This is a genomic window from Bacillus sp. ATD (genome assembly GCF_050585765.1).
Taxonomy (GTDB): Bacteria; Bacillota; Bacilli; order Bacillales; family Bacillaceae; genus Bacillus; species Bacillus stercoris.
This window is the reverse complement of the sequence record NZ_JBOBQH010000003.1, coordinates 111,707-124,506: the sequence shown is the minus strand read 5'-3', so window position 1 is coordinate 124,506 and position 12,800 is coordinate 111,707. Positions and strand designations below refer to the sequence as shown.

Below are 12,800 nucleotides of genomic sequence, written 5' to 3'. Positions count from 1 at the left end.
ACTAGACAAATGCCCAGCATAAGATAACACGAAGAAGAACAAGGAGGCATGCCGGAATGTCTGAATACAGGGAAATTATCACGAAGGCAGTAGTAGCGAAAGGCCGAAAATTCACCCAATGCACCAACACTATCTCCCCTGAGAAAAAACCTAGCAGCATTTTGGGTGGTTGGATTATTAACCACAAGTACGACGCTGAAAAAATTGGAAAAACGGTAGAAATTGAAGGGTATTATGATATAAACGTATGGTACTCATACGCGGACAACACAAAGACAGAGGTTGTCACAGAACGGGTAAAATACGTAGATGTCATTAAACTCAGATACAGAGACAATAATTACTTAGATGATGAGCATGAAGTAATTGCCAAAGTGCTTCAGCAGCCAAACTGCCTTGAAGTGACTATTTCGCCAAATGGAAATAAAATCGTTGTGCAGGCAGAAAGAGAATTTTTGGCGGAAGTGGTAGGAGAAACAAAGGTGGTTGTTGAGGTCAATCCTGACTGGGAAGAGGAAGACGAGGAAGATTGGGAAGATGAGCTTGATGAAGAGCTTGAAGACATCAACCCGGAATTTTTAGTGGGAGATCCTGAAGAATAAAAAAGGGACTAGGGGAGACAGTACCCCCAAGTCTCTTTTTTATATTGATATATCATTCTTTTATCACTTTTTGTTTATGTTATAATGAAGGTTGGAAAATAGATACGTTGATACATAGTGAGGGATTAAACAATGGCCGGATATACGCCTATGATACAGCAATATTTAAAAATTAAGGCAGAGCACCAGGATGCCTTTTTATTTTTTCGACTGGGTGATTTTTACGAAATGTTTTTTGAGGACGCTAAAAAAGCGTCACAAGAGCTGGAAATTACGTTAACGAGCAGAGACGGCGGTGGGGCAGAAAAAATACCGATGTGCGGTGTGCCGTATCATTCTGCTTCCGCGTATATTGAACAGCTTATTAAAAAAGGATACAAAGTGGCGATTTGTGAACAGACGGAAGATCCGAAGGCCGCAAAGGGTGTTGTAAAAAGAGAAGTGGTTCAGCTTATTACGCCCGGAACTGTAATGGACGGCAAAGGCATCCATGAATCGGAAAATAACTTTATCGCATCTGTTTCAGCCTGCTCGAATGGATACGGGCTTGCGCTTTCCGATTTAACAACGGGAGAAAATTTGGCTGTTTTGATTGAACGGCTTGAAGACGTCATATCAGAAATTTATTCAGTCGGCGCACGGGAAATCGTGGTTTCAGGAAGCCTGGATGCCGATACAGTCGCACAGCTGAAAGAGCGGTGCGGTGCAACGATTTCAATTGAAGACGGAGAAATAGACGAACACGTCACGATCATTGAGCACTTAAATAATGAAGATGTAACAAAAACATTTATGCGCTTATATGCGTATCTGAAAAGAACCCAAAAGCGCAGCCTTGATCATCTTCAGCCTGTGCAGGTGTATGAGCTTGAGGAAGCGATGAAAATCGACTTGTACTCAAAGCGTAACCTAGAGCTGACCGAAACGATCCGTTCGAAAAATAAAAAAGGCTCCCTTTTGTGGTTGCTGGATGAAACAAAAACGGCAATGGGAGGCCGGCTTCTTAAACAATGGATTGACCGGCCGCTTATCAGAGTCAATCAAATCGAAGAGCGCCAAGAAATGGTGGAAACATTGATGTCCCATTTCTTTGAACGGGAAGATCTGCGTGAACGGTTAAAAGAAGTATATGATTTAGAACGTCTTGCCGGCCGCGTGGCATTCGGAAATGTCAATGCCCGGGATTTGATTCAGCTGAAGGAATCGTTAAAGCAAGTGCCTGGCATCAAACAGCTGGTTGCTTCACTTGCTCATGACAAGGCCAAGGAACGTGCAGAGCGTATTGACCCTTGCGGAGATGTACTTGAACTGCTGGAAGAAGCGCTGTACGAAAATCCTCCTTTATCGTTAAAAGAAGGAAACCTGATAAAAGACGGTTACAATCAAAAGCTTGATGAATACCGTGATGCAAGCAGAAACGGAAAAGACTGGATTGCCCGCCTGGAACAGCAGGAGCGGGAATACACAGGCATTCGCTCTTTAAAGGTCGGATTTAATAAAGTTTTCGGTTATTACATTGAGGTGACAAAAGCAAATTTGCATTTGCTTGAGGAAGGGCGTTATGAGCGGAAGCAGACGTTAACGAATGCAGAGCGCTACATTACACCAGAATTAAAAGAAAAAGAAGCGCTCATTTTAGAAGCGGAAAATAACATCTGCGAGCTGGAGTACGAGCTGTTTACCGAGCTGCGCGAGAAAGTGAAGCAGTATATTCCGCGGCTTCAGCAGCTTGCAAAACAGATGAGCGAGCTGGATGCGCTGCAATGCTTTGCGACAATCAGTGAAAATCGTCACTACACGAAACCGGAGTTCTCTAAAGATGAAGTCGAAGTGATTGAAGGCAGACACCCGGTTGTTGAAAAAGTCATGGACAGCCAGGAATATGTCCCGAACAACTGTATGATGGGCGATAACAGACAAATGCTTCTCATTACAGGTCCAAACATGTCAGGGAAAAGCACGTATATGAGACAAATCGCGCTCATTTCCATTATGGCGCAAATCGGCTGCTTTGTACCCGCGAAAAAAGCGGTACTTCCGATTTTTGATCAAATTTTTACACGAATCGGCGCTGCAGATGATTTGATTTCCGGACAAAGTACATTTATGGTAGAAATGCTTGAAGCGAAAAATGCAATTGTCAATGCGACGAAAAACAGCCTCATTTTGTTTGATGAAATTGGGCGGGGAACGTCCACTTATGACGGCATGGCGCTGGCACAGGCGATTATTGAATATGTTCACGATCATATCGGCGCCAAGACGCTGTTCAGTACACACTATCACGAGCTGACTGTTCTGGAGGACAAGCTGCCCCAGCTGAAAAACGTTCATGTTCGCGCTGAAGAATATAACGGAACTGTTGTCTTTCTTCATCAAATTAAAGAAGGTGCTGCTGATAAAAGCTATGGTATCCATGTAGCTCAGCTTGCTGAGCTGCCTGAAGATCTGATTGCGCGGGCTCAAGATATTTTAAAAGAGCTGGAGCAGTCAGGAAACAAACCAGAGGTGCCCGTGCATAAATCTCAGGAGGCGAAACCCCAGGTGAAAGAAGAACCGGCACAACTTTCCTTTTTTGACGAAGGGGAAAAGCCGGCTGAAACACCAAAGCTTTCAAAAAAAGAAAAGCAGGTGCTCGATGCCTTCAAATCACTTAATATACTTGATATGACACCGCTTGAAGCGATGAATGAAATGTACAAGCTGCAAAAGAAATTACATTAAAACGGGGTGATGAATGTGGCAAAAGTCATCCAGCTGTCAGATGAGCTTTCAAATAAAATAGCGGCGGGCGAGGTTGTGGAACGGCCCGCCTCAGTCGTCAAGGAATTGGTGGAAAATGCGATCGACGCTGACAGCACAGTCATTGAAATCGATATTGAGGAAGCAGGCCTTGCATCCATTCGGGTTTTGGATAACGGCGAAGGAATGGAGAATGAAGATTGCAAGCGTGCTTTTCGCCGCCACGCAACAAGTAAAATAAAAGATGAAAATGATTTATTCAGGGTAAGAACGCTTGGTTTTAGGGGAGAAGCCCTGCCGAGTATCGCGTCAGTCTCTCATCTGGAGATTACGACAAGCACTGGTGAAGGAGCTGGGACGAAGCTCGTCCTTCAAGGAGGAAACATCATTTCCGAATCGCGGTCCTCAAGCAGGAAGGGAACTGAAATTATCGTTTCCAACTTGTTTTTTAACACACCGGCCCGTTTGAAATATATGAAAACCGTTCATACAGAGCTTGGAAACATTACAGACGTGGTTAATCGTATTGCTCTGGCGCATCCAGAGGTATCGATCCGTCTGCGCCATCATGGGAAAAACCTGCTTCAAACGAATGGAAACGGAGATGTACGCCATGTCCTGGCAGCGATTTACGGCACTGCTGTCGCCAAAAAAATGCTTCCGCTGCATGTAAGCTCTTTGGATTTTGAAGTGAAGGGATATATCGCTCTCCCAGAGATTACACGGGCGTCGAGAAACTATATGTCGTCTGTGGTCAATGGCCGTTACATTAAAAATTTCCCGCTCGTCAAAGCGGTTCATGAAGGATATCATACGCTTTTGCCGATCGGACGCCATCCCATTACATTTATAGAAATTACGATGGACCCGATTTTAGTCGATGTCAACGTGCATCCATCGAAGCTTGAGGTCCGGCTCAGCAAGGAAACAGAGCTTCATGACTTAATACGTGACGGAATTAAAGATGTATTTAAACAGCAGCAGCTGATTCCGAGTGCCCAGCTCCCGAAAAAATCAGCACCTGCCATCAAAAATGAGCAGCAGTTTATAAGCTTTGATGAAAAACCTGTGGAAAAAAAAGTTCCGGAAAAATCGACTGCGCCATCTTATTCACCAATGAAGCTCAGCTCAGTCGTGAAGGAGCCGGCTGATGCGGAGGAAGAATTGCCTCCTCTCCATTTTGATGCTCCACCTATCGATGATGAGGAACAAACCCTTGAGGTGTCCAGTGTTTCAGAAGAACAGTCTGAAACATATGAGCAGGAATACCATGAGGAACAGCCGCCGCCAACGTCTGAGCGGGTTCCGATTATGTACCCGATCGGCCAGATGCACGGGACTTATATATTGGCACAAAATGAGAATGGCTTGTATATTATCGACCAGCACGCCGCCCAAGAACGTATTAAATACGAGTACTTCCGTGAAAAGGTGGGGGAGGTTGAACCTGAGGTCCAGGATATGATTGTACCGCTGACGTTCCACTACTCCACAAACGAGGCTTTGATTATCGAACAGCACAAACAAGAGCTCGAAAGTGTTGGTGTCTTTTTAGAGTCATTCGGCTCTAACAGTTACATCGTCCGTTGCCACCCGGCCTGGTTTCCAAAGGGAGAAGAAGCCGAGCTGATAGAAGAAATCATTCAGCAGGTGCTCGACTCCAAAAATATTGATATTAAAAAACTCCGTGAGGAAGCCGCGATTATGATGAGCTGCAAAGGCTCCATCAAAGCAAATCGCCACCTCAGAAACGACGAAATCAAAGCGCTTCTGGACGACCTCCGAAGCACATCAGACCCATTTACATGCCCGCACGGCCGCCCGATCATCATACACCATTCCACTTATGAGATGGAAAAGATGTTCAAACGCGTGATGTAGTGGGGGAGGTTGGTGAAGGGGAAAAGACCTTTTGCCCGTATTTTGTCCATACATTTTTCAAGCATTGAGATATTCTTCGGAATTGATCAATGCTTTTTTTATTGTGTTTTTTCAGTGATATGAATTTAAACATTTGAAGTCATCTTGACTGTAGAAAATAAAGACTTACGTCAGCATAGGGAAGTCATTACATAGATTATGACGGAAGAGGAGCGTTTGGAGTATATAAAAACATCCAATCATCCAAACAGAAGAACCACAGACTAAGCTGCAAGTTTTCCCAATGAACGATTGGACGTGATAACAGTCATCTAGTAGACGTCACCGGTATGGAAAAATAGAAACTCAACACTTTTATTATACCTTTCGAGTGCGTTTATAGTGAACTGTCCAAAACATATAGAAAATCTGGAACAGGTACTTAATCAAATTGAAAATGACAAAAATTACGTCATTGCGATTGACGGAAACAATAAATCATTCAAGTTAACGGAAATGCCGGAGCACGGGAAAACAATCGTGCAAACGTCAAAAGGCAATCTCTCCAGAATTGATTTTGAGATCGGCTATAAAATGTGACGCAGAGGGGCCGGTCCTCTATGCGATAAGGGAGGAACAGACATGGATAAATTACAGGAAATTAAAGCGCGTATTTCAAAACTAAAAGGCTATGAAAATGCTAGGCTGACAGATCAATATTGGATGGCCAAAGAGCATATTGACTTTCTGATTGATCGGACTGAACTGTCTGTTAAGCAACAGGAAATCATTGAGGAAAACAAGCGTCAACAGGAAATACTGTACATTAATTTCGGCAGGCTCAAAAGAACATTCAGCAACTAAGCGGGGATAGAAACATATAAACAAGCATTAGAGAAGATCATTACCAATCGTAATTTTGCGATTACAGTTGACCAAAATGAATTGGAGGGTGATCTGAAATGAACAAGAATATTCATTTTTTGGAAAGATCTTAAAAATGAACTGAAAACACAGGATCGTGATTTTCAAGCTGCACTACGATTTTGGTTTGTAGGGGATTATAAATGGATTCGAAATTCAGAGGATGTTGTGGAACGCTTTTTTGTTTACATCCCTGAAGATGGTGAATCATATGAACTGGAAAGTTATATAAAGGACATTAAGGAGAATAAAAAAATTGTCCTCAGAAGCGATGGAAGATATAAAGTGTGAAGTTTCCTCATTAGATTGGATACATGAATATGTAGACAGTGACACTAATCTGATACCAGAAACAGAGGTTCATCACATCTATCAAAATATAATGTTTCTAACTAAAGTGGAGGCAAAACAGCACATAAAACAAAATCATTACCACTATACGAAAAAGGTTCATACGTACGCTATGACAGCTTGGAGAGTACCAAAAGTTGAACGGTTGCTTAAAATTCTTTAAACGTTTGGTTGGGATTCGTTCGGGAAAGAAGGTGCTGCAAAATGATTCCTTCACAAGTTGAACTTCAGCGGGCAGTCAAAGCCACAAAAGATGAAGCGATGACAGTTGAGCAGGCAGCGGAATATTTGAAAGTGCATCCAGATTACATACCGGTGCTTGTGGCAAAGTCAGACGATCTGAAAATGATCGGTGATGAAACAATCATTGCAAAGCGTGATAAGACAAACGGTTGGCTCATTGGGGCGATGATTTTGGTTTTATTCTTTGCAATCGCAGTTCTGCCGGGGGTAGAGGGTTAAGGCATGGGCGATAAAGTGGAAAAATAGAAGAGCATATTAGAATGCTCTTCTATTCGAAAATTAATAGACAAATACGTGTAACTGACCGTATACTGATCCATTTTTGAATATAGTTAAATATGCATTTCCAGCTTTATTACCACGGACAAGTCCATTGGTATCTACTGTGAACACAGCGCTATTATCTGAATGATAAGCGAATCCTGATCCTAAATATTTTGCATCTAATTGTTTAGAACCCCCAGCTCTCACTTCAAAAGTATCGTAATAGGCTTTAATTGGACCAGGAGATATAGTTGTTTGCGTTTCATTTTTTTGAGGAGTCATCTCTTTAGCAGAAGCCATACCACTAATTGAAAAAGCTAATACAGGAATCGATAGTGCAGTCACAGCAATCTTTTTGAAATTCATTTTAAACACTCCTTTTGAGTTTTTGTGTTACACCATAAGGATTCAACGAAAGTAATTATTTTCCTTGTAAATAAATGTTAATTATTTGTGAACTTGTTTTATGATCGAATACAGCTGCCCTGAATGTGGTCACAACGAATTAGATATAAAAATCCGCCCAGATGCACGCTGCCCGAAATGCGGCTGCAGCATGGGCGTTGAGGAGGAATTTGTGTGATGGATTACAGGCAAGTTCATAAGCTGAAAATCTTGCCGGAATACTTCAAGTAATATCCCTTGTGGCTCTAGCGCCAGCCCACTTTTTGGTTGAGCGAATAAAGTCATACTTTTTGCGATTTTGTACCCAATAAGATCGTATTCATTATCAATTATATATTTATAATCGAGAATAGAAAACAAATAACCTAGTAGAAAATAAAATAAAGCCCAAAAATATGATTGTCATTAATTTACTAATATGTTAATATTTTTATTGTACAAAGCAACAATATGGGGGGAATAAAATGGTGAAAAAGATTCTTACTTTGTTTAGCGTACTTATTTGCTTGGCGATCAGTCCGTTTGCAACGGCGAATGCATCATCATTGAACTCTGAAAAACCGACTGCGAATTCTGTAACCCCGGCTGCTTCGTGTTATGACTCTTACGATTTTGACTTTGAATTTTCCGCCAGACTCACGGGAGTAACCAGAGCCCTTTGTGCAGGAACCTTGAATGTTTCAGGAGAAATTTATGCTACTGGATATGAATCGGAAGACGAAACGACAGTATTAGTTGAGATTAAAAAAGATGTATTGGGCACTGACCCTGTGATCGACAGTTTTACAATAGATGTTGCAGATGGTGAAACCACCTATTTTGATGAGGATTTAGTAGATATACCTGCAGGAAATTATTATATGGTGATGAAAAAACAATCAGGTTCATATTGGTATTTTGAAGGATCTGGAACAATTTCAACTTATTAAATACAAAAATATGCCTACACCTCTTCTGGTGTGGGCATATTTTTGTAGAAAAGTGTTTACATCGTAAACAGTCTAGCATGTTAAAGTTGGCGGCACTGATCGAGTAAGAACGCAGAAATTAACGGATGTACTTAACCAATGTTTTATCGCAAGATACAAAATAGAAGATCAAAAAATATGGAATGGAGTTATTTAAACATTAATAAAAAAGATTAAAGCCCTCTTTAAGACGGGCTTTTTTATTCTCTGTAAACTGCTTCGGGTAAATCTCAAGATAGACTATTGGCGGTTAACGGATTTAGTGCGGTGGCAGTTTAGAGTGAATATTTGCCTTGTTTAGAAACTTTGTTGGCATGTTTCGGCAATCGCATGGCAAAACGCCATAAAAACTTCTTATGGCGTCTGCCGTACAGGGAGGTGAGTCAAAAAGACTTTGGATACTCTTAGATTAGTAAAGGAATGAAGCACCAACAATGATCAACAAGATGAACAACACTACGATCAATACGAAGCTGCTTCCGCCTGAATATCCGCCGCCAGAATATCCACCGTAGAATCCCATGATGTCACCTCCTTTAGTCGAGATAGAATAAGGTATGCGAAACAATAACTTTCGACATAGTTTTAAGTCTAAAAAAGAAGAAATGAATATTTTGTCTAAAGGTGGACCAGTGGATTTCAGCAGACTATTAACAGTTGTACCTCACCTTCATCTTCATCCGCAGCAGTTGCGATTGAACCAACCTTATTAAAATACATCTCTACATCAACCCCTGATGAAGTTTTGCGATATCAATGCTTTTTATGTATCCATTGGAGTGTGAAACGGTTGTAAACGTGTGATCCATCATACTTCGCGGATATATCCATCTACATAACAAAATTTACATTTACAGGTAATTTAAAATAATGTATATTTTGGGTGAGGGGGTGGAAACACATGGCATGTGGTCCGAAGATCATTATCTTTTTGGATGAACTTGATGACCCGAATGTAAGAATCATTCTAGAATGCAGAATTTAAAATACATCATTGTGTTTGCTCCCTGTTCGTGTGAGCAGGGAGTTTTTTTCGTTTATATAACTGGTGATGTCCAAATATAAGGTGTTATGAATTCTCCATATCTGCCATCGGCATTTTTAAGCGGCTTCTCTATTTGGCTGGTTATCAAAAGCAAGTTCAATGAAAGCCATCAAAGCTGATATCACAACAAGCAAGACATCTGGAATATAAATAGACTGCATAAAGTAATCTGCAAAACAGATCGTTATAAGATTGCTGATAAAATACAGTATAAAAGCAAAAAGTGCAGTCTTTTTCAAAGAAAGTGATTTTTCCAAAATGATAGAGATTATCTTTGTGAGTGGGTCTATGATTACGCCTACAGCAAAGCAGGCTAAAATAAATAAAGCTAATGTTTGATTGGAAGCGTATGTGATGCCAAGTATGGAGAATAATCCTTTCATCCCGAAGAAAAAGCCGCCGAAGATGACTGCAAGTGCAATAGCCACGATAAAAATGACAGATATAATTCCGATTAATTTTGATTTCAGGTTAAAATCCTTAGAGTGCTCGTTCTGTTCTTTTTGGCACAAGGATGACACTCCCTTCACCTGCTTACTCATACAAACCGTATATTTATAAGTCTGTTTCTGACGAAAGTAGTATAACATATTTTAACAAAACCAAAAAAGGCCCTTTCCGCTGGGGAAGGGTCTTTTTCATCATGTTAATTTCTGAGATTCGCCGAAGATTTCTCTTTTTTTGGCCAAATAAAATAGCTGGCTGTAATGAGAAAGTCAATGCCTATAATGACAGTCCACAGTTTAAGAATGCCGCTCAATGCCTCGGTTCGGGCAGAGTCATTGATAAAATAAATCATCCCTGCCAACAGTCCCGCACCAATTAAGTAGGCCAGCACATGTCTTAGCCAGCCTTTCGCACCGTGCTTGGCATGGTCCATTCCAAAACGTTTCAGAGGTTTTGCGCCTTTTTTTGTCACATAATATTGAAATTTTTCATCTGCCCATTGAATCATTTGTTTTCCATAAGCGATCGATATACCGATGTAAACAGCTGCAATTCCATGAGCTGCAGTCGCTGAGGCTCCGCGGTAAAGGTCCACACCAGTTGCCGTTAATAAGATCAAATCGATAACTGGAGTTAAGGCAAGGAATAGCAGTCCTAATGTATGTCGTTTGAATAGGTAGCGTACAGCAAGCCCCAAAACAATGACAACCCAAAACGCAATTTCACAGAAAACAATCATCCATGCGATACCGTTCAATCCATCCCCCTCTTTTCAATACAGTTGTATTATTTAAATAATATGTTACCACCTTTGTTTTTGTAACACAACTGTATTATAAAAATTGCCCTCTCATTTTTTTCTTGTTACAATAAAGCTATGCCAAAACAAATTGACCATGAGAAAAGAAGAAAACAAATTGCAGAAGCGACGTGGCGCGTCATTTTAGAACGGGGGATGGAGGGAGCATCAGCCAGGAACATTGCAAAGGAAGCAGGATTGTCATTAGGTGCGCTGCGCCATTATTTCACTACACAGGATGAACTGCTTGCGTTTGCAATGAAACTTGTTCAAGAAAAGGTGACGGCTCGAATTAAGGACATTGCCATGAAGGATTTACTCCCTAAGGAAAAAGTGTTGCACATTTTGCTTGAAATTGTCCCAACGAATGAAGAAACGATAAGAGAGATGGAGGTTTGGTTTGCTTTTACTGCTTACGCCAGACATAAAAAGGATATGTTTGATGCGAATCACGACGGGATTTTCAGCGGCATGCGGAATCTGATTGCCTATTTAGATGAATCCGGTTTACTGAAGCAGAATGCTGATAAAAACATTGAAGCTGAGAGGCTTTACGCGCTTGTTGACGGCTTGGCTTTACATGCGATGCTTGACCCTGTACGAGTGAATAAAGACAGAATCAAGCGGGTCATTATGCAGCATGTAGAGTCAATTTGCGTGGAAGATACACGTGAGAAAGAAGAGAAGGAATAATGATAATGCTGTGCAAAAACGGTTCAATAAAGTGCCATCTATTTATCCTAAGCGTTACTGGATAGCTTGATGTAAAGCAGCGCCTTTGAACGAATGCTCAAAGGCGCTAAGCTGCATTATTTTGATGAAAGTGAGAGTCAGCTGTGCTGGATATCAATTGTATATACTGCACGATCTGTTACGACCTTCAATCCTTCGTTTTCTTGGTGAATATGAATATCACCTAATAAAGGAATCTCATAGGCATTTTGCGGAAGCGGCACGTTTCCATCCTCAGTGAAGGTTGTTCCTTCACCTTCTAAAACGAGCTCTTCTTTCGCTACATAGTCATCAGGGTGACTCGTGCTTCGTATAGCCACTTTTTGAAGGTGGAGAACAATCTGATCCAAGTCTGATATTTCTTCATCATGGGTCAATTCACCTTTTCTAATATCAAGTGTCTGGCCGACTTTTGATTCCAGCCATTGGGAAAGCTGTGTATTCGTGTGTGCCATCAATATTCCTCCTTTTGATCTACACGATACTATTCCCAATTGCTGCATCTTTTACACGGAAAAGAGCCGCCTCACCCCTTATGTATGAAACAATTCGCTGTTCAAAGCCTTGATATAACGTATGGCAGAACGCTGGACAGCTTCGCCGGCATTTTCTTTGACAACTTTAGAAAAAGCATTGTAAAGCCGGTTGAATTGAAGCGGTTTCACTTTGGCTGCTATTTCTTCAACTTTGGATGCTGGAAGGGGAATGAGATTTGGATAGCTGTACATAAAGCTGACCCAGTTTTGATCCGCCGTAACCGTAATGATATCTCCAGTCAATAGACATCCTTTCCCTTTATTGCCGTTGCTCCAATGAAGAACAGCACCGCCTTTAAAATGTCCGCCCAGTCGGTAAAGGTCCAGCCCCGGCTTCATGCTGAGCGTTTCCCCTGACCAGAAGTGAATGTGATTGCTTGGTCTTGTCACCCATTTTTTGTCATCTTCATGGATATAGATCGGGGCCTGAAATGCTTCAGCCCACTCAACCTGAGTAGAGTAATAATGTGGATGAGACAAAGCGATGGCTTGAATACCGCCTATTTCGTTAATTTGGTCAATTGTCCTTTGGTCAAGATATGAAATGCAATCCCACAGCACATTAAAGCCCTTATGCTGGATCAGATGGGCTGTTTGTCCGATCGCAAACTCTGGTTCAGTTTTGATGCTGTAAAGATGGTCTTCTTCCTTTTTGATGATGTTTTGAAGGTTTCCTTTCTCACGCATGTCTTCAAGAGTTGTCCAAGTTTGTCCATCAGGATGAATATACTGTCTTTCATCCTCGCAAATTAGACACGAGTTGGGCGGCTCTACAGTCTGTGCATGCTGCACACCGCATGTGTTGCAGATATAATATGGCACTTTCTTCACTTCCTTCATCCATTTTCCATTATTTTACCTTATGATTATGAATATTCAAAC

13 protein-coding genes and 1 pseudogene are annotated in these 12,800 nt (G+C 41.4%); 8 read left to right on the top strand and 6 right to left on the bottom strand.

The features are described 5' to 3' along the window. Nucleotides 1–56 precede the first annotated feature (56 nt). From cotE to ACQXR1_RS08890, 6 genes and pseudogenes are all read left to right on the top strand, one after another. Nucleotides 57–602 (top strand): outer spore coat protein CotE, encoded by a 546-nt coding sequence (gene cotE, locus ACQXR1_RS08915; RefSeq protein ID WP_003221022.1) that lies wholly within the window; start codon nt 57–59, stop codon nt 600–602. A 132-nt stretch (nt 603–734) separates the two neighbouring features. Then, complete coding sequence (gene mutS / locus ACQXR1_RS08910) at nt 735–3,326, top strand: DNA mismatch repair protein MutS (protein ID WP_430772018.1); 2,592 nt, start codon at nt 735–737, stop codon at nt 3,324–3,326. A gap of 15 nt (nt 3,327–3,341) precedes the next feature. After that, entirely contained in the window at nt 3,342–5,225 is a 1,884-nt protein-coding gene (gene mutL, locus ACQXR1_RS08905) for a DNA mismatch repair endonuclease MutL (protein ID WP_430772017.1), read from the top strand. Between the two features lie 381 nt (nt 5,226–5,606). Next, complete coding sequence (locus ACQXR1_RS08900; protein WP_151257152.1) at nt 5,607–5,804, top strand: XtrA/YqaO family protein; 198 nt, start codon at nt 5,607–5,609, stop codon at nt 5,802–5,804. A gap of 42 nt (nt 5,805–5,846) precedes the next feature. After that, nucleotides 5,847–6,170 (top strand): annotated as a pseudogene (locus ACQXR1_RS08895) (VWA domain-containing protein). A gap of 513 nt (nt 6,171–6,683) precedes the next feature. Beyond that, a complete protein-coding gene (locus tag ACQXR1_RS08890; RefSeq protein WP_430772016.1) occupies nt 6,684–6,941 on the top strand; it encodes a hypothetical protein in 258 nt (85 codons plus the stop codon). A gap of 60 nt (nt 6,942–7,001) precedes the next feature. Here ACQXR1_RS08890 and ACQXR1_RS08885 read toward each other — a convergent pair whose 3' ends face one another. Beyond that, nucleotides 7,002–7,352 carry an Ig-like domain-containing protein gene (locus ACQXR1_RS08885; RefSeq protein WP_136654460.1) on the bottom strand — a complete coding sequence of 117 codons (351 nt, stop codon included), beginning with the start codon at nt 7,350–7,352 and terminating at the stop codon, nt 7,002–7,004. Between the two features lie 503 nt (nt 7,353–7,855). Here ACQXR1_RS08885 and ACQXR1_RS08880 point away from each other — a divergent pair. Continuing rightward, on the top strand, nt 7,856–8,320 hold the full coding sequence (locus tag ACQXR1_RS08880) for a hypothetical protein (RefSeq protein WP_071584046.1): 465 nt from the start codon (nt 7,856–7,858) through the stop codon (nt 8,318–8,320). A gap of 448 nt (nt 8,321–8,768) precedes the next feature. Here the strand turns inward: ACQXR1_RS08880 and ACQXR1_RS08875 are convergent, their stop codons facing one another. From ACQXR1_RS08875 to ACQXR1_RS08865, 3 genes are all read right to left on the bottom strand, one after another. Next, entirely contained in the window at nt 8,769–8,882 is a 114-nt protein-coding gene (locus ACQXR1_RS08875; RefSeq protein WP_227098564.1) for a YjcZ family sporulation protein, read from the bottom strand. Between the two features lie 578 nt (nt 8,883–9,460). Further along, complete coding sequence (locus ACQXR1_RS08870; RefSeq protein WP_014664034.1) at nt 9,461–9,916, bottom strand: regulatory YrvL family protein; 456 nt, start codon at nt 9,914–9,916, stop codon at nt 9,461–9,463. Nucleotides 9,917–10,050: 134 nt separating this feature from the next. After that, nucleotides 10,051–10,608, bottom strand: coding sequence for a hypothetical protein (locus ACQXR1_RS08865; RefSeq protein ID WP_071582072.1), 558 nt, complete (start codon nt 10,606–10,608; stop codon nt 10,051–10,053). Nucleotides 10,609–10,728: 120 nt separating this feature from the next. Here ACQXR1_RS08865 and ACQXR1_RS08860 point away from each other — a divergent pair, with 120 nt between their 5' ends. Beyond that, a complete protein-coding gene (locus ACQXR1_RS08860; protein ID WP_069839424.1) occupies nt 10,729–11,343 on the top strand; it encodes a TetR/AcrR family transcriptional regulator in 615 nt (204 codons plus the stop codon). Nucleotides 11,344–11,480: 137 nt separating this feature from the next. On the opposite strand, the gene ACQXR1_RS08855 is transcribed toward ACQXR1_RS08860, so the two are convergent. Together ACQXR1_RS08855 and ACQXR1_RS08850 are read right to left on the bottom strand one after the other, a co-directional pair. Continuing rightward, the gene (locus ACQXR1_RS08855; RefSeq protein ID WP_014664051.1) at nt 11,481–11,837 is read right to left on the bottom strand and encodes a hypothetical protein; all 357 of its coding nucleotides are present in this window, start codon (nt 11,835–11,837) and stop codon (nt 11,481–11,483) included. Nucleotides 11,838–11,915: 78 nt separating this feature from the next. Next, nucleotides 11,916–12,740 carry an MBL fold metallo-hydrolase gene (locus ACQXR1_RS08850; protein ID WP_430772015.1) on the bottom strand — a complete coding sequence of 275 codons (825 nt, stop codon included), beginning with the start codon at nt 12,738–12,740 and terminating at the stop codon, nt 11,916–11,918. Nucleotides 12,741–12,800: the final 60 nt, after the last annotated feature.

What these genes read in the sequence shown, in the direction of transcription:
- ACQXR1_RS08855 (WP_014664051.1), bottom strand. Translation starts at nt 11,837, where the DNA reads ATGGCACACACGAATACACAGCTTTCCCAATGGCTGGAATCAAAAGTC.
- ACQXR1_RS08875 (WP_227098564.1), bottom strand. Translation starts at nt 8,882, where the DNA reads ATGGGATTCTACGGTGGATATTCTGGCGGCGGATATTCAGGCGGAAGC.
- cotE (WP_003221022.1), top strand. Translation starts at nt 57, where the DNA reads ATGTCTGAATACAGGGAAATTATCACGAAGGCAGTAGTAGCGAAAGGC.
- mutS (WP_430772018.1), top strand. Translation starts at nt 735, where the DNA reads ATGGCCGGATATACGCCTATGATACAGCAATATTTAAAAATTAAGGCA.
- ACQXR1_RS08860 (WP_069839424.1), top strand. Translation starts at nt 10,729, where the DNA reads ATGCCAAAACAAATTGACCATGAGAAAAGAAGAAAACAAATTGCAGAA.
- ACQXR1_RS08880 (WP_071584046.1), top strand. Translation starts at nt 7,856, where the DNA reads ATGGTGAAAAAGATTCTTACTTTGTTTAGCGTACTTATTTGCTTGGCG.
- ACQXR1_RS08885 (WP_136654460.1), bottom strand. Translation starts at nt 7,352, where the DNA reads ATGAATTTCAAAAAGATTGCTGTGACTGCACTATCGATTCCTGTATTA.
- ACQXR1_RS08890 (WP_430772016.1), top strand. Translation starts at nt 6,684, where the DNA reads ATGATTCCTTCACAAGTTGAACTTCAGCGGGCAGTCAAAGCCACAAAA.